Below are 18844 nucleotides of genomic sequence, written 5' to 3'. Positions count from 1 at the left end.
ATTTTTTAATAGGGGGAAAGATTATTTTTCTGCTTTCGTAACTTCTTTTTTCAAGTCTTTGTTTTCACGACGATAGATCGTAGTGAAATCAAGCAATTCTTGCTCGACAGCTGGAGTCAATTGATCCGCTGTCATTCGCCATGACCAGTTACCACCGAGAGTAGATGGGAAGTTCATCCGAGCTGAGCCATCTAACTCAAGCAAGTCTTGCATAGTAGCAATCGCCATGAAGCTGACGGAAGCAAAGACGGTGCGAAGCATAGCATGCGGTACAGATTCGTACTCTTTCCGGTTGGTATAACGAGCAAGGTACTCACGAGTTGGATCGTCGATTTCATTGCGGTACCATCCAAGAACTGTGTTGTTATCATGTGTTCCAGTGTACATCACAGAGTTGTTTGGTGCCAAGTGAGGGCTATCGATACTTTCATCGTCAGGATTGAAGGCAAATTGAAGAATCTTCATTCCTGGGAAGCCAGTGCGTTCACGAAGTTCGATGACTTCGTCTGTCATGAAGCCAAGGTCCTCAGCGATGATGTTCAAATCACCGAGTTCTTCCTTCACTGCTGCAAAGAGTTTGTAGCCAGGACCTTTAACCCATTTACCAGGTGCTGCAGTTTCAGAACCAGCTGGGATTTCCCAGTATGATTCGAAACCACGGAAGTGGTCGATCCGAACGATGTCATAGATCTTGAAGCTTTCACGCAAGCGTTCAATCCACCATTGGTAGCCATCTTTGTCCATTGCTTCCCAGTCATAGATTGGGTTCCCCCAAAGTTGACCAGTTGCTGAGAACTCATCTGGCGGGCATCCTGCAATGCAAGTTGCTTTTCCGTTTTCATCTGTTTTGAAGAGATGAGGATTAGCCCACATGTCGCTTGAATCTTCTGCCACATAGATTGGCATATCTCCCACAATTTCAATGTGGTGGTCGTTGGCATAAGCTTTCAAGGCCAACCATTGTTGGAAGAAGAAGAATTGAGTTACACGATGGTAAGTCAATTTATCCGCCAATTCTTCACGGTAGTGCGCCAAGGCTTCAGGTTGACGTCCACGAATGGTAGCATCCGGCCACTCTGTCCACGCTTTTAAATCAAAGTGTTCTTTAATAGCCATGTATTCTGCGAATAGCTCCAACCAAGAAGCATTGGCTTCGCAAAAAGCTTGGAATTCTTTTTGATCACTTGATTTTAAGAAATTCGCAACTGCTTTTTCAAGCAAGGGACGACGTTGCTCAAAAACTTTTGCATAATCAACCTGAGAAGGATCTTGACCAAAGTCCACTCCTTCAAGGTCTTCTTCTGTCAACAAACCTTGTTTGATCAAAAGATCGAAATCAATAAAATGAGTGTTCCCAGCAAAAGCTGAGAAAGATTGGTATGGAGAATCTCCATAACTAGTTGTACCAAGTGGCAAAATTTGCCAGTAACGTTGCTTGGTCCGAACGAGGAAATCAACAAAATCATAAGCTGATTGTCCGAATGATCCGATTCCGTATTGTCCAGGAAGGGAAGAAATGTGCATCAAAACACCACTTTGACGTTTTTTCATGGGTTACCACCTCTTTTTATTTCTTTGAAGCCTGCGATTCGGTGCACGGTATGGGTATCGTTGCAGAGTCGTATCCAGCTCTCGAGCGGCTCTACTCTTTGTTAAAATCAAACAGGCGCAACTCTATTTACGCAATTTTTGCGAAAACGTTTGCGTACCATGTCATTATAAACTTTTTCCACATTTTCTGCAAGGGGTTTCTAAAAAACTTTTTAACTTTTTTTCAGAGCGCCCTCATCCCTAGTGTATTCTTTCCTTTGGCTAATGTCAACAAAATAATCCATTTTATAGAAGAAAGTTCGGAATTAAAATATTTTTAAAAAATTTTTTCAAAAGCACTTGCAAACGTTTTCGTCTTGTGATATACTTAAGTCGTTTTAGGAAAACGTTTGTCTAAAACGGTTTCTAATTAATATCTTTTTTTATTCTTTAGGAGGAATAAATCATGAAACGTACAATTTTACGTAGTGCTGCTGTACTTGGTACAGTTGGTTTTGCCGGCTTCTTGCTTGCTGCTTGTAGCAATAGCTCATCAGGTTCTTCTGAGGCAAGTAAAGAAATCAACGTCTATGTAGACAAAGGCTACAAATCTTATGTTGAAGAAGCTGCAAAAGCTTTTGAAAAAGAAAATGGCGTAAAAGTTAAAATCAAAACTGGCGATGCTCTTGGTGGATTGGATAACCTTTCTCTTGATAACCAATCTAAAAAAGCTCCAGACGTTATGATGGCACCATACGACCGTGTAGGTGGTCTTGGTAACGATGGTCAATTAGCTGAAGTGACATTAAACAAAGATAGCCATACAGATAAAACAACTGAAGCTCTTGTAACAAACGGTGGTAAAGTTTACGGTGCACCTGCCGTGATCGAAACTTTGGTTCTCTACTATAATAAAGACCTTGTAAGCGAAGCTCCAAAAACATTTGGTGACCTTGAAAATCTTGCAAAAGATAGCAAATACGACTTTGCTAGCGAACCTGGTAAAACAACTGCCTTCTTAGCTGACTGGACAAACTTCTACTATGCTTACGGTTTGCTTTCAGGTAATGGTGGTTATGTATTTGGTAAAGATGGTACAGATGCTAAAGATCTTGGATTGAACAACCAAGGTTCTATCGACGGTATCGAATATGCGAAAACTTGGTATGCTAAATGGCCAAAAGGTTTGCAAGATACAAAAGGTGCTGCTAACTTCATCCAAACACAATTCCAAGAAGGTAAAACAGCTGCTATCATCGACGGCCCTTGGAAAGCTGCTTCATTGAAAGAAGCTAAAGTAAACTACGGTGTCGCAACTATTCCAACTCTTCCAAACGGAAAACAATATTCTGCCTTTGGTGGTGGTAAAGCTTGGGTTATCCCAGCAGGTGCGAAAAACCTTGATGGCGCTCAAAAGTTCATTGACTTCTTGACAAGCACTGACCAACAAAAAGCTTTGTTTGACAAGACAAATGAAGTTCCTGCCAACACAGAAGCTCGTAAATATGCAGTTAGCAAAAACGATGAGTTGACAACTGCCGTTGTTGATCAGTTCAAGAACGCTCAACCAATGCCAAACATCTCTGAAATGAGTGCTGTTTGGGATCCAGCTGCTACTATGCTTTTCGATGCTGTAAGTGGTAAAAAATCTGCAAAAGCTGCTGCTGACGATGCAGTGAAATTGATTAAAGAAACCATCGAACAAAAATTCGGTAGCAAATAAGACAGTTTTTAGGTTTCAGTAAGAGGTTGGCGACAAGGTCCCAACCTCTTATGTTCAATTTTCAAGTACAACTCACTGTCGGACTTGTCTTCTTGCTCTCTAGCAAGGACATTATAAGGAGATTTGAATGACTACAGAACAAAACCCAAAAAAGGCTATGTGCCTCTCTTTGATCCCGGGTCTTGGGCAAATTTATAACAAACAAAAAACCAAAGGCTATATTTTTCTTGCCGTAACCGTCCTCTTTCTCGCCTATTTCCTAGGAATCGGAGCTGGAGAATTAACGAAATTGGTTACACTTGGAACAGTCCGTGGACAAGATAATTCTCTCTTTATCTTGATTCGTGGCGCCTTCCACTTGATCATTACCATTGTTTACTTCCTATTCTATGCCTTAAATATTAAGGATGCGGGAACCGTTGCAAAACGTATCAATAATGGTATTGCAGTTCCAAAAACTGGAAAAGAAATGGTGCAAGCAATCTATGAAAATGGCTTCCCTTATCTTTTGATTATCCCTTCTTATATCGCTATGACCTTTGCGATTATCTTCCCAGTTTTGGTTACCTTGATGATCGCCTTTACCAACTATGACTTCAAACATACCGCACCAACAACCTTGTTGGATTGGATCGGGTTCCAAAACTTCACTAACATGTGGACCTTGAGTACCTTCCGTTCAGCCTTTACATCTGTTCTTGGCTGGACCTTGATTTGGGCTCTCGCAGCATCAACTCTTCAAATTGTACTCGGTATTTTGACAGCCATTGTGGCAAACCAACCATTCGTAAAAGGAAAACGAATCTTTGGGGTTATCTTCTTGCTTCCTTGGGCTGTTCCAGCCTTCATCACTATCCTTACATTCTCAAATATGTTTAACGATAGTGTCGGTGCCATCAACGCCCAAGTTATCCCATTGTTTGCAAAGATCTTCCCATTCTTAGATGGTGTCTTGATTCCTTGGAAGACAGATCCTACTTGGACAAAAATCGCTTTGATTATGATGCAAGGTTGGCTTGGCTTCCCTTATATCTACGTCTTGACTTTGGGGATTCTTCAATCGATTCCAAACGATCTTTACGAAGCTGCTTATATTGATGGTGCCAATGGTTGGCAAAAATTCCGCAACATCACTTTCCCAATGATTATGGCTGTTGCAGCACCAACCTTGATCAGTCAATACACCTTCAACTTTAACAACTTCTCCATCATTTACTTGTTTAACGATGGGGGACCCGGTTCTGTCGGAGGAAATGCTGGATCTACAGATATCTTGATTTCTTGGATCTATAAGTTGACAACCAATACCTCTCCTCAATATTCAATGGCTGCTGCGGTAACCTTGATTATCTCTGTAATCGTGATCTCAATCTCTATGATTGCCTTCAAGAAACTACATGCATTTGATATGGAGGATGTATAAAATGAAAAATTCAGTTCAATTTAAACGCCGCCTCAATCATTTCTTGACTTACCTGTACATGGTGGTTCTTTCAATCGTTATCATTTATCCATTGTTGATTACGGTTTTATCAGCCTTCAAATCAGGGAATGTCAGTGCCTTTACACTTGATTTAAGTGGCAATCTTAATTTTGATAACTTCTCAAAACTTTTCTCTGAAACTCCTTATGGGACTTGGTATATGAATACCTTGGTTATCGCCATTATCACCATGATTGTGCAAACAAGCATTGTCACCTTCGCAGGTTACGCCTATAGTCGTTACAACTTCTTAGCGCGTAAGCAAAGTTTGGTCTTCTTCTTGATTATTCAAATGGTTCCAACCATGGCAGCCCTCACAGCCTTCTTCGTTATGGCTTTGATGCTGAATGCCTTGAACCAACCTTGGTTCTTGATCTTCCTTTATGTTGGTGGTGGTATTCCGATGAACGCTTGGTTGATGAAGGGATACTTCGATACCGTTCCAATCTCACTTGATGAATCTGCGAAATTGGATGGTGCAGGGCACTTCCGTCGCTTCTGGCAAATTGTCCTTCCACTTGTTCGTCCAATGATCGCCGTTCAAGCACTCTGGGCTTTCATGGGTCCTTTCGGAGACTATATCTTGTCTAAATTCTTGCTTCGTGATGAAGTAAACTATACTGTAGCCGTTGGTCTTCAAACCTTTATCAGTGACCAAAAAGATCAAAAGATCGCCTTCTTTGCAGCCGGTGCCATTTTGATCGCGGTTCCAATCTGTATTCTATTCTTCTTCCTACAAAAGAACTTTGTTTCAGGCTTGACAGCTGGTGGGGATAAAGGATAAAATAGAACCTTATTTCAAACACATTTTATTTTTAAGTTAAGGGTAGTATGGTGAATGCTTTACTACCCTTCGTTAAGAATAAAATCAATCAAAGAGACTCCTCTTTGCATCTCTGATTCTCTTATGTTTAGAAAGGTCATCTCATGCCCTATCCTTTTAATTATTTTGCAAGTATCTTCAATTTCCGCTCTTCTTTTGCAAACCGCAAAAAGCTGAGTTGGTTCCAAATGATTTTTACTTCTTTCTTTCTGATTTCTGTCACACTATTACCAGTGGCTCTTCAAAATGCTCAACTCAAAACCTATCCCTTAACAACCTTTGTTAGCGATGTGTTTGATCTCTTATCAAATGACGTTATGAAAGATATCCAAGAACACGTCGTGATCAAAGACCAAGTGCTCACCTATATAGGAACTAACCCTGTACACAAGACTTCAAAAGGACAGGTTGTCTTAGGCCAAGAAACAACGGCCAGCGAGAGCAAGGAGTTAACCCTCCATTTTGATCGCAAACAGTTGATCATCTCAAAAGAAAATAAAGAACTCGCTACAATCTCATACCAGGCTATCAATCAAGAGAGCCTTCGGGATAAAAAAAGCTTCACTCAAGCTATCTCTAGCGATTGGTTCCGTGAAAACCGACTCCCCGTCAGTCTCTTTCTCGTGATTTTCTCTGGCTTCTTATCGACAGTCAATTATTTGATTCTCATCGTAGGGGCATCTTTCTTCCTCTACTTGACACGAAAATCTCGACTCTTCTCACTACAAACATTCAAGGAATGTTTCAATTGTATTCTGAATTGCTTGGGGCTTCCTATTTTACTAAGTGTCCTCATCAGTTTACTATTCCATCAAGTATTTACTACGACGATCATGATCCAAAATGTCTTATTTGTACTCTATCTTGCTATGGTATTTTATAAGACCCACTTCCGTGATCCAGACTATCACCGCTAGGAGGTTTTCTCATGCGTGTTACCATCAAAGATGTTGCGAAACTCGCTGGCGTCGCGCCTTCAACTGTCACGCGCGTCATCCAAAATAAATCCACGATTAGTGATGAAACAAAAAAACGAGTCCGTGAGGCCATGGTCGAGTTGGATTACCATCCCAATCTTAATGCTCGCAGCCTTGTCAGCCAATCTAGTCAAGTCATTGCTTTGGTTCTTCCAATCGATAGTGACGTTTTCTACCAGAATCCTTTCTTCCCAACTGTTTTAAGAGGAATTACCCAGATCGCGTCAGACAATGATTATGCCATCCAAATCTGTACGGGGCAAAATGAAGAACGGCGGCTCGACAACCTCAAACAACTCATCTACGGAAATCGTGTAGATGGTTTGATTTTCCTTTATTCCAACCCGAATGATCCCCTCGTTGAATTTGCGATCAAAGACAAGTTCCCCTTCCTCATTCTCGGAAAGGCAGCTTCACCTTTTGTATCACTAGTGGATAATGATAATATCAAGGCTGCATTTGATGCGACGGATTATTTCATTCAACAAAACTACCGAAAAATTGCTTTTATCGGGGGAAACAAAGAACTGTTCGTATCTCAAGACCGCTACGAAGGTTATAAAGAAGCCCTCCAAAAAGCAGGGATTCCTCTGGATGAAAAACTGGTTCATTTCTCATTTGGCTTTATGTTGGAAGACAATTCTTATCAAATGATGGAAAGCCTTCCCCTAGCAGAGTTAGATGCCATCATGACAACCGATATTCTCGTTGCTGAAGGGGTGCGTCAATACCTATTAGAACACCAGCTGACAATCCCGATTATTTCCTTTGATTCGATCAAGCCACGACTCGATATTGAAGCCTATATTGACATCAATGCGGTGGAACTCGGACGTGAGTCTGTTCGGACAATTCTACAAATTATCAAGGATCACAAAGAAGGAAAAACCGTTTGCTACCGTCAATTGATTGACCATACCATTACGAAACTTTAGGAGTCTTTATGTCTACATTTACTGCTTATTTAGATGACCAAGACCTGATTCGTATCCAAAAAGGAGAGGAGCATATCCTTCCTTTTTATTTGGAAACAAACCAAGGTCGTCTTGCCTTAATCCCTGTCAAAACGTCAAGTGGAGCGACTGATACAGGAGACTATTTCTTAAGCCCGATTCCGCTTGAACTGGGAGAAGAGTACACCATCTACGATGCTGCTGGAAATTCTTCTATTCTCCACTATCGTCAAATTGTTCGCAAACCCATTTTTGATCAAACCTTCACCTATAGTGGAGAAGATCTAGGAAGTTTCTACACACCAAGTCAGACGCAATTTAAATTCTGGGCACCAATTTCGCAAGATGTGACCCTCCATATCGAAGATCAGGTCTATCCGATGAATCGTACAGAAAACGGTGTCTGGGAACTCGTGCTCAAAGGGGATTGGGAAGGAGCTGCCTACCACTATAAGTTTCGTGTCAATGGCCTAGAACGTCGGATTCATGATCCCTATGCTCTATCCTCTTTAGCGAACTCTGGAGATAGCTTGGTCATCGACCGGAAGAAGATCACACGTCCTATCACGCGTGCCACTCGTCAATTAGACCCAACAGAAGCAATCATTTACGAGATGAGCGTTCGTGATTTCTCTGTCCAAAAAGAGGCTGGCTTTAAGCATCCTGGTAAGTTTAAAGGCTTGACAGAATCGCCCCAACTAAATGGCCAGATCCTTGGATTTGATTACCTTCAAAAACTGGGCATTACCCATGTACAGTTACTTCCAGTTTACGATTTCGGTAGTGTCGATGAAGAGGATCAATGGAAAGCCTACAACTGGGGCTATGATCCTGTTCAATACAATGTTCCAGAAGGCAGCTATGCGAGTGATCCTAACGATCCTTATGCACGAATCCTAGAGCTCCAAGACACCATTGACACCTATCACCGGGCCAATCTGAGTGTTATCATGGATGTAGTTTACAATCACGTCTACCAGGCAGATGAGTATGCTTTTGAACAGATCGTTCCTGGTTATTTCTACCGTTATAATGCAGAGGGAGAGCGGACCAATGGAACCTTCTGTGGAAATGACGTAGCAAGTGAACGCTCCATGGTGAGACACTATATCAAGCAATCCCTCAAACAATGGGTTTCCCTCTACGGCTTTGATGGTTTCCGCTTTGACTTGATGGGAATCCTAGACATTCAAACCATGACAGAGATTGCAGAAGAACTCCGTGAAATCTATCCTAACATCTATCTCTATGGGGAAGGGTGGAAGATGGATACAGGCCTCTCTGAAGATCAGCTCGCTCACCAATATAATTCGAAACGATTACCAGCCTTTGGCTTTTTCAGTGATAACTTCCGGGATACGATCAAGAGAACACTTGTAGCTGGTCACCGTCGTGAGAGTCAACATCCTGCGAATGATTTTGCGAACATTCTAACGGCGAATGTCGGAAAGCTAGGGCCTGCTCATTTCACCCAACCGCAACAAGCCATTCAGTACGTCGAATGCCACGACAATGCAACTGTTTTTGATTATTTCCAACTTGAAAAGGAAGAGATTCGTTTAGAAGATCGAAAAGCTCTCTCACGTCTCGCGCTTCATTTGGTACTATTATCTCAAGGAGTGCCGTTTATCCATGCCGGTCAAGAATTTTACCGCACAAAAGGGCTCGAAGACAACACCTATAATCTACCAGATAATCTCAACCAATTGGACTGGACATCCCTTCCAAAATGCCAAGAAGAAATTGCTTTTCTTGAAGAATTGATTGCTTATCGGAAATCACAGCCACTCCTTCGTTTGAAAAAAGGGCAAGAGATTCGCGACTACTGTGATGTCAAATGGTTGTCTGATCATCATTTGATCTACACGATTGAGAAAGATCGTGAAAAAATAACGATTCTTGTCAATATCGGTGATCAAGAACAGACCTATCAACATCCGAGCGATAGTCAGCTGTTATTTGCCTATCCTCATGCCAACCTAAAAACCCCTATTCCTAAAGGAAAGGAACTTTCTATTCCTGCCCATAGTTGGCTCCTTCTCCACGAAACTGAATCAACAAAATAAAGGTCACCACAATGTGGGACCTTTATTTTTATTCTTCTGTTTCTACAAAGCGTCCGATGATATGAACGTTTTCTGAAATGGTGATAAAAGCCTGAGGATCAGCTTTTTTCATAATATATTTGAATTCATTAAACTCTGCACGCGTAATAACTGTCAGCAGAACCGCTTTTTCCTGATGGTTATAGGTTCCTTCTGCATTGTGGATAATGGTTGCTCCACGATGCAATTTTTTATGAATCTTTTCAATAATGGCATCCGGCTGGCTCGTTACGATCATTGCCTGCATCCGTTTTTGCTTGGTAAAGACAGCATCCGTTACTCGACTCGATACGAAGATGGTAATCATAGAGTAAAGAGCATACTTCCAACCAAAGGTCAGACCAGCGATCAACATAATGGTCCCATTGACCAAAAAGGAGATACTGCCGACATTCTTTCCTGTCCGTTTTCGAATCGTCAAACTGACAATATCGGTTCCCCCACTGGAAATGTTGTTCCGAAGAGCAAAACCAATCCCTGTTCCCATGACAACCCCACCAAATAGGGCATTCATGATCGGATCGTTGGTCAACGTAATCACTGGCACGAACTGAATAAAGAGGGAACTCATCGAAACCGTAATAAAGGTAAAGATGGTAAATTTATGGCCAATTTGATACCAAGCCACAATCATCAAAGGGATATTGATGGCATAAAAGGTCAAGGAAACGGGAATCGTAAAGCCAATAAAGCGTTGGCTCAGAACAGATAAAATCTGAGCTAGCCCTGTTGCACCGCTGGAGTATACATGTCCTGGTTGAAAGAAGAAGTTGACGGCAATCGCTGATAGAAAACCATACAGCAAGGAAGCTGACACTTTTTCATCGTACTTCTCACGGGAGATGCTCTTCAGCACGCGCAATAATTTAATGTTATAAGCTAGTCGCCGCACATGATAGCGAAATAGCTTATGAAAGCGAGTTTTTTTCATTTTCAATCCATCGATTAGAAGAAAAGGAAGATCTTAGAGCAACTGATTCCTAGACTTTCCCTTTTCTCTCTTGTCCTATTCTTGCTCTGCTAGTTCTACTTGAAGATTTAACTCATCCAATTGCTTTTCAGAAACGACAGAAGGAGCTTGTGTCATTGGATCTGTCGCCTTGTTATTCTTCGGAAAGGCAATGACTTCCCGAATATTATCTTCACCTGCAAGAAGCATCACGAAGCGGTCCAAACCAATCGCCAATCCTCCATGTGGTGGGAAACCGTAATCCATTGCTTCCAACAAGAAACCAAATTGTTCATTAGCAGCTTCTTTTGTAAAGCCAAGTGCTTTAAACATCCGTTCTTGTAAATCTTTATGATTAATCCGTAGGCTTCCTCCACCTAATTCATAGCCATTTAAGACGATATCATAGGCAATTGCTCGAACTTTTGAAAGATCTCCTTCCAATTCATGCTCTGTTTCAGCTTGTGGGAGTGTAAATGGATGGTGAGCAGACATATAACGTCCTTCTTCTTCAGACCATTCAAACATTGGCCAATCCACTACCCAAAGGAAGTTGTATTGATTGTTGTCAATCAAGTCAAGCTCTTTCGCAAGACGAACACGCAAAGCACCAAGCGTTGCATTGGCTACTTCAAGAGTATCTGCTACAAAGAGAACTAGATCTTTGTCTTCTAACTGTAAAGCAGCTGTCAAGTCACTTGTCAAGTCTGTCAAGAACTTCGCAACAGGACCGTTCAAAGTACCCTCAGCATATTTCACCCAAGCAAGACCTTTTGCACCGTATTGCTTCGCAACTTCTGTCAATTTATCGATGTCTTTACGAGAGTAATGATCCGCTGCACCTTTGACAACAATCGCCTTAACTGCTGGAGCTTCTGAGAAGACTTTGAAGTCTACACCCTTGACAAGCTCTGTCAAGTCTTGGAGCAACATTTCAAAACGTGTATCTGGTTTATCTGAACCATACAAGGCCATAGCGTCATCATAATTCATCCGTGGGAATGGGAGTGTTACTTCAATTCCCTTGGTTTCTTTCATGACACGTGAAATCAAGCCTTCTGTGATATCCTGGATTTCTTGATCACTCAAGAAAGAAGTTTCCAAGTCGACTTGTGTAAACTCAGGTTGACGGTCTCCCCGTAAATCCTCATCACGGAAACACTTCACGATTTGATAATAGCGATCAAATCCAGCATTCATCAACAATTGTTTTGTAATCTGAGGACTTTGTGGAAGGGCATAGAAATGCCCCTTATTGACACGGGAAGGAACCAAATAGTCACGCGCTCCTTCTGGAGTTGACTTAGAAAGAAACGGTGTTTCCACATCAATAAATTCTAATTCATCCAAGTAATTGCGGATTGAATGGGTTACTTTTGCACGAAGTTTGAGGTTTTCCAACATCTCAGGACGACGAAGGTCTAAGTAGCGGTAACGAAGACGAGTATCATCATTGGCTTCAATACCGTCCTTGATTTCAAATGGTGTTGTTTTTGCGGTATTGAGAACCGTAATAGTTTCTACCTTGAGTTCTACTGCTCCTGTAGGCAAGTTTGGATTAGCTTGTTCACGAGCTTCTACAAGACCTGTCACTTCTACAACATATTCACTACGGATGCTTTCGGCTGTAGCCATCACTTCTGTACTAACTGTTTCTGGATTGATCACCAATTGCATGATCCCTTCGCGGTCGCGTAGATCGATAAAGATCAAACCACCCAAGTCACGACGACGGCTAACCCATCCTTTCAAGGTAATACGAGTTCCAATGTGTTCTTCACGAACACGTCCAGCATACATTGAACGTTTCATTTCTAATTAATCTCCAAACTAATATTCTTCCTTCTATTTTACCATAAAGACCAGCAGAAAGTGGCCTTTAGCTCAACTTTTTCAGTCACCAACTTCTTTAATTATCGTGGCTCTCTTCTTTCTTTTTGGGATCATCGTAGAGAGTGGGTGCTAGCACCTTCATTAAAGTCGCCGTCCCAAATCGCAAGACAGCTGCTGCTAGTCCAAAAATAGGGGATAGGTAGCGGAAAAAGAAATCTCCCCTAAGCACATAGGTCATGCCACCCACAATAAAAAAGATCACAATTCCCTGAACGATTGCGTAAAACCAAATTTTTTTCACACTATTCTCCTTTTCACAAACCAGCTGACTTATCCACTGTTTTTTATCACTTATCCACAAAAATGTGGATAACTTTCACTTTTTGCCCCCTCAAAAGAGGAAGCGTCAGAAGCATCAGGACTTGCTTTCATCCATTTACAAGCAAGTTTCCCACAGCCTGTGGATAACTCTCTTGCTTATTTGTGACTTTCTCGTCACTTTCCTCACAAATCAAGGAGCCAGGATTTGATCCTGCCCCCTTTGATCAAGCATTATTTAAATTCGTCTGGTGTCCCTTTATATTGGGCCCAGTCTTTGCTGAAGAAGCGGTCATTTAGATGGTAAGTTGGTGCTTTTTCAGCCTTTGTGACAAAGGGATTGACCGCTTTATCAAAGGCTAGCCAACCATTCCATCCCATATGAATCGTATCTTCCATAAAGTAAGGCTGATCACCATCTTTAGAAAAGTCTGCAATATTGGTGAATCCTTGACTTTCCAATTGGTAACGAATCTTTTGAACAGCCTGTTCATACTTTTCTTGGCTCAAGCCTGTGTATTTCATCCATTTGGCATTAACTGGAGGAATGACAAAGATAACATTGGTCCGAGATTTAGCAAACTGGTCTAGAACCAACTGCAAGTCATTGTACTCAGGAGATTGAACATAGGATTCGTTTTTTTGGAAACCTTTTAGTTTCTTCAACTTCATTTTTAAACGAGTATTGTAAAAATGATTGCTGATTCCAAGGTCGTTGTTATTGGTTTTGACTTTTGCTTCAGCCGTTGCAATTTCTTCCAATTTCTCATATGAGAATTGATCTGGTAAATCTTGTAGACGTTTTTTGACCTTCTTATCGTAATTCCCGTTTGTACGCGTTGCAAGATTACTAAACAAAGCATCTTCGCGCTGGACAAGGTGGGAAACAAACTGGTTCAAAGACTGATCAAATCTGGAAATTTTCTTTCCTTGAGAAATTTTTGTTACAACACTTTGAAAGGCGACATTTGGATACTGTTGTAACAGACGCTTTGCAGCATACTGGGATGCAGCATCCTGTTGGTGATTGGCAATAAAGCTATTCAACTGATCGCTATTAAAGAATTGTTGAAAGGCAGAGGAATCGTATCCCTTTTTGGTAAACCATTGCGGAGAAACTACATAAACAGCTGTATTGTCCTTGAGTTCTGGCAAAATCTGTTGCATCCCAAAATACTGGTTCAAAGAAGCCGCACCACGTTCTCCTAAAAAGTAGGGTCTATAATTGCGGTCATATTTTTCAGCCAAAACTGCTGGATGCACCACATCAAAGCGCAACCATTCACTGGAGCCGAAATAAGGGACAAAGCGATGCTGTGGATCAGAAAGCGCTTCTTGCTTCTTTGTACGGCTCTTGAATCCTTCTGCATTCAGACTAACCGCAGCTTTTTTCTCTTCGGTATAGTTGTGCTTATGATTGATTGGATAAAAGAATAATAAAGCTGTTACCATGAGGAGCGCGCAAAATACGGGCCCTAAAATCAGCCACAAACGCTTAAGCATTCTGAAGCTCCGTTACACCTTCTACGATCTTGTTCGCAGTATTCCAATCATCACGTCCAAATTCAGATACAGGAACACGGATGCCAAAGCGATTTTCCAGTTCTACAATCAATTCGACTGTTCCCATACTATCAAGGACACCCGCATCAAAGAGATCCTCATCCATCATGTCTGAGACATCTTCCATAAACAATTCGTCAATAATTTCAATTACTTGTGATTTTACATCCATTTTTCTATTCTCCTTTTATTTCAATTTTGGAAACCATTGTTGATCCAAGAATCCTGAGAAAATCAGGAAGGACAGCATCACTGTGTTAAAGGTGATAAAGATCCCTAAAGCTTTGGTCCAACGATTGTCCGGTATAGGATCCAATCCTTTTGCTTTTCTTTCTTTATTGATGGTCTTTTTCTTACGAATCCAAGCATCATTGATGACCAGTCCAAGCCCATGGAAGAGCCCATAAGCGATGTAGTACCAGGTCACCCCGTGCCAGAAGCCCATGACCAACATATTGATAATGTAGGCAACATTTGAGGTGGTAATCCGGCTCTTGAACACTTTATTGCGCATCAGTACCATTACGAGACGCATAAAGACGAAATCACGGAACCAGAAAGATAAACTCATATGCCAGCGATTCCAGAATTCCTTTAAATCACGTGATTTAAAAGGACGGTCAAAGTTGATGGGACTTTTAATCCCCATCAAATTGGAAGCTGCTAAAGCAAACATGGAATACCCTGCAAAGTCAAAGAAGAGGTCAAAGCCATAAACATACATGACTCCCAGCGTTCCGATATTGAAGAATCCACCTTGAGACAAGGCATAGGTCTGCACATGACCTAACAATAAGTGGCCAAAAATATGAGCTAGGATAAATTTATAAAGGAAGCCATACATGATATACTTAACAGCTTGCTCCAACATATCCAATAATTCTTCACGCTCAGGAATAGCGTTATAATCCTCATTAAAACGCTTGAAACGATCAATCGGCCCACTTGAGAAGGTCGGCATAAAGAGCATAAAGCGTAAGAATTCCCAGAGTGTGAATTCTTTCAAGACACCATCTCGCATTTCGATGATCATTCCGACAGCTCGGAAGGTTAAATACGAAATCCCTAAAAATCCAAACAAGGATTGGTGTCCGTTCTTGATCGCTGGCTCTACCTTAACAAAGATCAGGGGCAAGACAGACAAGAAGGAATGAAGATAGAAAATCCACTTGTTGTCCGCTTTCTGACGATAGATTTTGTAGGAATACACAATCAAGATTTGCCAGACTACGTAAAAGAGCAGGGCATAAATTTGCTTGAGATTCGAACCTGTCAGCATCAAAATGATAAAGATCAGACTCACCAGTCCTTCATAGACCGGAAATCTCTTTTTGAAAAAGAGGCCCACAAAAATCGGCAAAAAAGCTAGAATGAGGTAGATAAAATAGATCGGTGTTCCATAGTGTTCTAAATGAGGGAGCTGTTTCAAAAACTCGATCATCGGTTGTTAACCTCGCTAATCAACCCTTTGATGTCGATTTTCCCGTTTGGTGTTAATGGCAGGCTGTCACGATAGAGGAATTTTGAAGGCATCATATAAGACATCATGATATTTTCTAAATCTTCTTTAATGGCTTTCGTGATATCAATTTCGCGCTCAAATTGTTCTTTGACGCCCTCTTTTAAGATGACATAGGCCAAGAGATTTTGGACCTTGTGATCCTTATTATAACGCGGTACTGCGACTGCTGAATCAATATACTTCGATTTGTTCAAGTTTTGAGAGACATCCTCTAGCTCGATCCGATAACCGTTAAATTTGATTTGGAAGTCCATCCGACCACCATAGAGAAGAAGGCCTTCATCCGTCATGGTTCCGACATCTCCCGTATGATAGGCTGGAAGACCTTCAAATTCGAAGAAGGCTTCTGCTGTTTTCTCTGGATTATTCATATAACCTTTTGAAACGGCTGGTCCAGACACGATGATTTCCCCTTGCTCACCATTTGGCAATTTGTTGCCTGCCTCATCAATGATGAAGGTTGGAGAATCTTCTTTGGTATAACCAATTGGCAGACGTTTCAAAGTAGCTAACATCTCATCTGTTACGGCTACAGCCGAAAGAGCTACAGTTGCTTCCGTTGGGCCGTAGGCATTGATGATGCGTGCATTTGGGAAACGCTCGCGCAATTTCTGAGCCGTTTTAACGGTCAACTCTTCCCCATCAAAGTAGAAATGGGTGATACCTGGCATCTTTTCAGCATTGAAATCTTCAGACAGCATAGCCATATCTGCAAAAGATGGTGTTGAAGTCCAGATAGCAATCGGAAGAGAAAAGATCGTCGCAAAGAGTTGTTTGAAGTCTTGAGTGATAGCTGATGGAAGAGCAAAAAGCGTTCCTCCAAGAGCTAAGGTCGGTGCCCAGTACATGACAGACAAGTCAAAAGAATAGGGCGGTTGCGCCAACATTTGCGGACGCTCTGGCGTTGCAAATTCCTTGTCCGTAATCATCCAGTTGGTAAAGCTGAGCAAGTTATCGTGCGAAATTTGCACCCCTTTTGGTTTCCCGGTTGTCCCTGAGGTAAAGATGATGTAGTAGTTATCATCCCCTTTGACCGGATGTTGCAAGTCATAGGCATGCTGAGCCGCATAAGCTTCACTCACTTGCTCCAAGGACATGATTGGAGCAGCTGGGTTTTCAATTGGGAACTCATTGATGGCGATAATCAAGCTTGGCTCTGCTACTTCAACAATGGCAGACACGCGCTCCAAGGCAGAGTGGCTATCAATTGGGATATAGGCATGGCCAGATTTTGTCAAGGCTACAAAGGTTGCTAACATTTCATACTCTTGTCCACCAAAGACCACTACAGGTGACTTTTCAGGAAGTCCCATTTGGTCAATGTAGGCAGCCAAGCTATCTGAATCAGCCTTCAATTGGCCATAGGTATGTTCCTCACCAAGGACATTGTAAACCGGATAGTCTGGTTGTAGTTGCGCATAACGTTCAATTGTCTCGATCATATCAGTAATTGGTTGGTTTGACACGGTTAGGAGTCTCCTTTTCTAAAATTCGTTGTAGATAAAGCCACCCTGACCTTGACCAAGGTAACTAAAGAAATAAAGTAGGGCTAGGAAAATGGCGAAATACAAGACCGTCTGCCCGATAAATTTATAAAGTGTTTTATGTTTCATAAGTTTCACTCTTCATTTTGATTGTTACTCACTATTTTACCATTTTTTATACCAAGTAAGCAATTTTAAACATAGTGAGAATGTCGTAGAAAACGTTATCATTTCAGATCATTCAAGCTGTCTAACAAAAGTATTTTTCTTTAATCAGTTTTCTGGTTGAAATCCTATTCTATTTCACAGTCCCCTGATGAATCAACTCCAGACACTTGTCCAGATCCACATCTCTCTCGAAATGGCTAGGTGTCCAAGGAATCTCTATATCGGGTAGAACACCCTGATCCGTCATCCCTTTACCTTGATCCACGCTTAAGCAGCGAGAAGTGGGAAACATTAAACAAAAATTGCCATAATCAACTGTACAACAATTAGAATAGTCTAAAATCCCGAGAGTTGGTCGACCCACCACCGTTACCTTCTTAAACTGCTTCATCATCTGAACAAAATTATCCCCAGAAGAAGCGCAATAAATATCTGATAAGATAAAGATCTGTTCAGGATAGTGGCCACCTCTAACCTCTGGGAAGAATTCCTCGCTTTCTTGCTGATACGGTACATAGCCTTTCCCCCGATGGTGGATCAAATTCTCTTTCATATCTTCAAGTAGCTTAACTGTTTCGGGACTAATTTCTTCCTGTTGCATCCAGTCCTCAAAGTCTTTCAAGCGCAGGTCAACATTGCGCTCTGTGTAGAGAATTTCCATGCCATCATCATCCCAGTCAAGCGAATCATAGCCCTGATCCTTCTCTAAGCCTAGATGTAACAGAGGGATATATAAAGAATCTGTCCCTCCGCCGTTCTGTCGAACATCAATGAGAAGAAACTTGACTTCCGTCATCATCGGTAAACACTCTTGATATACCCGACTAATGGCTCCTTCATCCATAAAGTTATCCAGACGAAGATAAAGAATCTCATCGTCTAATCTTTTCCAAAAAATCTGATCTTGGATCGGTTCTCGACTAGGGACTACTTCAATGGTCTTTTCTATCCCCTCTCGAAGCAGGGTGACACTCGTTGACTGAGAGACCAAATCCGCCCATTCTCGGTAGTGTCTTTCAGGGGTCTTACTGATAAAATAGTCTTTATGAAGAGAAGCTATCTGATCCAAGTCACTTCCATCCAAACCTAGGATCTGATCTCCTACTTGAAGACCCGTATCTTCATTAGCTTCCTCAACATACAGTTTCTGTCCGTTTATTCTCAAAAGAAACCCTTTTGGACTGGCCTTTTTATCTCGAAAGGAAACATGCCCGATCACCCCAAAACTAGCTAGGTAAGTCTTAACTTGATAGAGAAAGGCATCATCTGTCATATCATCTGTAATGTTTTCTCGAAAAGGCTCTAGATCGCATCCTTTTCGATCCTTGATGGTAGATGAATCATGGGTCATAATAGAGACGACATCTTCAAAAATAGCAGTCTTTTTCATAAGGGATTCCTTCCATTTTTTAG

The 18844-nt window shown here is 41.6% G+C and carries 16 protein-coding genes; 6 read left to right on the top strand and 10 right to left on the bottom strand.

Annotation, left to right across the window (positions count from 1 at the left end; translation table 11 throughout):
• Positions 1-21: 21 nt before the first annotated feature.
• The gene (gene malQ / locus HMPREF2926_RS09850) at positions 22-1551 is read right to left on the bottom strand and encodes a 4-alpha-glucanotransferase (protein ID WP_070587698.1); all 1530 of its coding nucleotides are present in this window, start codon (positions 1549-1551) and stop codon (positions 22-24) included.
• Between the two features lie 445 nt (positions 1552-1996).
• Between malQ and HMPREF2926_RS09845 the strand changes: the two genes are divergently transcribed.
• The 6 genes from HMPREF2926_RS09845 (at position 1997) to pulA (ending at position 9555) form a co-directional block, all read left to right on the top strand.
• A complete protein-coding gene (locus tag HMPREF2926_RS09845) occupies positions 1997-3253 on the top strand; it encodes an extracellular solute-binding protein (RefSeq protein WP_070587695.1) in 1257 nt (418 codons plus the stop codon).
• Positions 3254-3380: 127 nt separating this feature from the next.
• On the top strand, positions 3381-4676 hold the full coding sequence (locus HMPREF2926_RS09840) for a sugar ABC transporter permease (RefSeq protein ID WP_014714071.1): 1296 nt from the start codon (positions 3381-3383) through the stop codon (positions 4674-4676).
• Position 4677: 1 nt separating this feature from the next.
• Positions 4678-5520 (top strand): sugar ABC transporter permease, encoded by an 843-nt coding sequence (locus HMPREF2926_RS09835; protein WP_045764049.1) that lies wholly within the window; start codon positions 4678-4680, stop codon positions 5518-5520.
• Between the two features lie 143 nt (positions 5521-5663).
• On the top strand, positions 5664-6476 hold the full coding sequence (locus tag HMPREF2926_RS09830; RefSeq protein ID WP_070587692.1) for a DUF1189 family protein: 813 nt from the start codon (positions 5664-5666) through the stop codon (positions 6474-6476).
• Between the two features lie 11 nt (positions 6477-6487).
• Complete coding sequence (locus HMPREF2926_RS09825; RefSeq protein WP_013904333.1) at positions 6488-7471, top strand: LacI family DNA-binding transcriptional regulator; 984 nt, start codon at positions 6488-6490, stop codon at positions 7469-7471.
• Positions 7472-7479: 8 nt separating this feature from the next.
• The gene (gene pulA / locus HMPREF2926_RS09820) at positions 7480-9555 is read left to right on the top strand and encodes a type I pullulanase (protein ID WP_070587689.1); all 2076 of its coding nucleotides are present in this window, start codon (positions 7480-7482) and stop codon (positions 9553-9555) included.
• Between the two features lie 28 nt (positions 9556-9583).
• Here pulA and HMPREF2926_RS09815 read toward each other — a convergent pair whose 3' ends face one another.
• From HMPREF2926_RS09815 to HMPREF2926_RS09775, 9 genes are all read right to left on the bottom strand, one after another.
• Positions 9584-10525 (bottom strand): YitT family protein, encoded by a 942-nt coding sequence (locus HMPREF2926_RS09815; protein ID WP_021154122.1) that lies wholly within the window; start codon positions 10523-10525, stop codon positions 9584-9586.
• A 75-nt stretch (positions 10526-10600) separates the two neighbouring features.
• Complete coding sequence (gene aspS / locus HMPREF2926_RS09810; RefSeq protein ID WP_070587686.1) at positions 10601-12355, bottom strand: aspartate--tRNA ligase; 1755 nt, start codon at positions 12353-12355, stop codon at positions 10601-10603.
• Between the two features lie 97 nt (positions 12356-12452).
• The gene (locus HMPREF2926_RS09805) at positions 12453-12677 is read right to left on the bottom strand and encodes a hypothetical protein (protein WP_021154124.1); all 225 of its coding nucleotides are present in this window, start codon (positions 12675-12677) and stop codon (positions 12453-12455) included.
• Positions 12678-12928: 251 nt separating this feature from the next.
• Positions 12929-14197, bottom strand: coding sequence for a D-alanyl-lipoteichoic acid biosynthesis protein DltD (gene dltD, locus HMPREF2926_RS09800; protein WP_049516102.1), 1269 nt, complete (start codon positions 14195-14197; stop codon positions 12929-12931).
• Positions 14190-14429, bottom strand: a complete 240-nt coding sequence (gene dltC / locus HMPREF2926_RS09795) for a D-alanine--poly(phosphoribitol) ligase subunit DltC (RefSeq protein WP_003002265.1) — start codon at positions 14427-14429, stop codon at positions 14190-14192. The genes dltD and dltC overlap by 8 nt, the downstream gene beginning before the upstream one ends.
• 15 nt (positions 14430-14444) lie before the next feature.
• On the bottom strand, positions 14445-15698 hold the full coding sequence (gene dltB / locus HMPREF2926_RS09790; RefSeq protein ID WP_049492700.1) for a D-alanyl-lipoteichoic acid biosynthesis protein DltB: 1254 nt from the start codon (positions 15696-15698) through the stop codon (positions 14445-14447).
• Complete coding sequence (gene dltA / locus HMPREF2926_RS09785) at positions 15695-17245, bottom strand: D-alanine--poly(phosphoribitol) ligase subunit DltA (protein ID WP_070587683.1); 1551 nt, start codon at positions 17243-17245, stop codon at positions 15695-15697. The genes dltB and dltA overlap by 4 nt, the downstream gene beginning before the upstream one ends.
• A gap of 18 nt (positions 17246-17263) precedes the next feature.
• Positions 17264-17392: a teichoic acid D-Ala incorporation-associated protein DltX gene (locus HMPREF2926_RS09780; RefSeq protein ID WP_003002102.1), complete on the bottom strand. Its 129-nt coding sequence runs from the start codon at positions 17390-17392 to the stop codon at positions 17264-17266.
• A 169-nt stretch (positions 17393-17561) separates the two neighbouring features.
• Positions 17562-18821 (bottom strand): S41 family peptidase, encoded by a 1260-nt coding sequence (locus HMPREF2926_RS09775; RefSeq protein WP_070587681.1) that lies wholly within the window; start codon positions 18819-18821, stop codon positions 17562-17564.
• Positions 18822-18844 lie beyond the last annotated feature (23 nt).

The sequence above is a fragment of the Streptococcus sp. HMSC078D09 genome, assembly GCF_001813675.1.
Lineage (GTDB): Bacteria > Bacillota > Bacilli > Lactobacillales > Streptococcaceae > Streptococcus.
This window is presented reverse-complemented; position numbering and strand designations above follow the sequence as displayed.